This is a genomic window from Kitasatospora sp. NPDC047058, from assembly GCF_040643935.1.
Classification (GTDB): Bacteria; Actinomycetota; Actinomycetes; order Streptomycetales; family Streptomycetaceae; genus Kitasatospora.
The window spans coordinates 1-1,669 of record NZ_JBEYVJ010000813.1; the positions used below are offsets into that span (position 1 = coordinate 1).

General features: G+C 70.9%; 1 protein-coding gene. It reads right to left on the bottom strand.

Annotated elements, in window-relative coordinates; translation table 11 throughout:
• Positions 1 to 116: 116 nt before the first annotated feature.
• Complete coding sequence (locus tag ABZ885_RS40745) at positions 117 to 1,250, bottom strand: ATP-grasp domain-containing protein (protein WP_360200199.1); 1,134 nt, start codon at positions 1,248 to 1,250, stop codon at positions 117 to 119.
• Positions 1,251 to 1,669: the final 419 nt, after the last annotated feature.

Here is a 1,669-nt window from a genome sequence, read left to right on the forward strand (position 1 = left end):
TCCGCCAATTCCCTTGCCCGCCATGGGTGCCCGCCCATCCGGCGGAGTCGCCCGGCCTGCCGCTTCCCTCACGGACGGCGCCCGGGCCCGTCAGGAGTCTGGGGACTGTCCTGCGCCTACTCGGCCGGCTGCGCCTCGAAGGGGTCCAGGATCTCGTCGAACGCACCCAACAGGCCGTCCAGAGTGGCCGGTTGGGCCGTGGCGGCCGGATCCGGCTCGGTGGTGACCACGATGCAGTCGGCCGCCTTGCGGGCCAGCCGCACCGCCGTCTCGGCGTCCTCGGCGTGCACGATCACATGGCCGCAGCGGTCCTCCGACCAGCGCAACTCGCCGACGACGGAACCGGGTTCCACACTCACCGCGGCCCGGACCACGCCCTCCATGAGCTGCGCCCGGTCCAGCCCCTCCACCGAGACGACCGTCCCGGGCTCGGCGGTGAGGAAGCGGACCGCCGCCGCGCCACGCGCCGGGTGCAGCTCCGCCAGCGGCGCCGAGGTGCCCGCGAGCCGGTAGGTGGCCTCCTCCTGGTCCACGCCGTACACCATGCGCACCAGGTCGTTGATGAAATCGCCGCCACGCCGGCAGTGCGACTCGACGATCCGCGGCCCCTCGGCCGTGAGGATCATCTCGGTGTGTGACGGCCCGTCCTGCAGCCCGACGGCGTCCAGCAGAGTGACCGTCAGATCCCTGATCGCCTCCAGCTGTTCACCGGGAAGCGGCGCCGGGACCACGTGGCCGAGCTCCACCACGCCGGAGTCGGTGTCCTTGGCGGTCACCGCCAGCACCGTGTGCCGGCCCGCCTCCGAGAACGCCTCGACGCTCAACTCCGGCCCCACCAGGAGCTTTTCGACCAGGAAGTCGCCGATGCCGAACTCCTCGCGCCAGGCCCAGACCTCGTCGACCTCCTCGGCGGAGCGCACCGGCCGGACACCCAGGCTGCCCGACCCCTTGGTCGGCTTGACGATCGCGGCACCGTGCGCGGCGACGAATTCCCCCAGCTGCTCGCGGGTGGGATTGGCCGTGAAAGGCACCGCCGCGATCCCCTGCTCGTTCAGCAGTGCACGCATCGCGGACTTGTCGTGCAGCAGCCGCGTCGTCCGGGCGCCGTTGCCCTGGAGCCCCAGCAGGTCGACCAGGTGGCCGCCGACCAGCTGCGCCGCCTCGGACTGCGTCACGACCCGGGTGAACGGCTCCACCTCGTGCAGGGCCCGGGCCAGGGCGACCACGGTCGGCACCTGCTGGTAGTCCACCAGCAGCAATTGCGTGCAGTGCGGAATGACCGACGGGTCGAATTGCGAAGGTTTCTGTGCGTAGACGACGTCCACACCGGCCGGTCCGGCCTTGCTGACGAGTCGAATGCTGTCACCGATAACCAGAACGCGCGGTTTCGCCATTGAAACAATCCCCCACTGGTTATGAAGAATTCATTGCGACGCCGATTCACCGGGTCGCGGACAATTGCGCCGTTTCACCCCGGCGCGTCGGGCGCAGCCGTGCGCCGGCCGTCCGCGCAGGTCGCCGTCCCCACGGCTCCCGGCGCAAACGGCCGACGTCACAAGCTGTTTGACCTACCAGCCCCGGCGCCTGCCCGGCGCCGGGAGGTAGCCGGAACAACGGGCAGGTCCGCCGCGCGCCGCGCTGCAAACCCGCCCGTTCATTCCGCCTACCC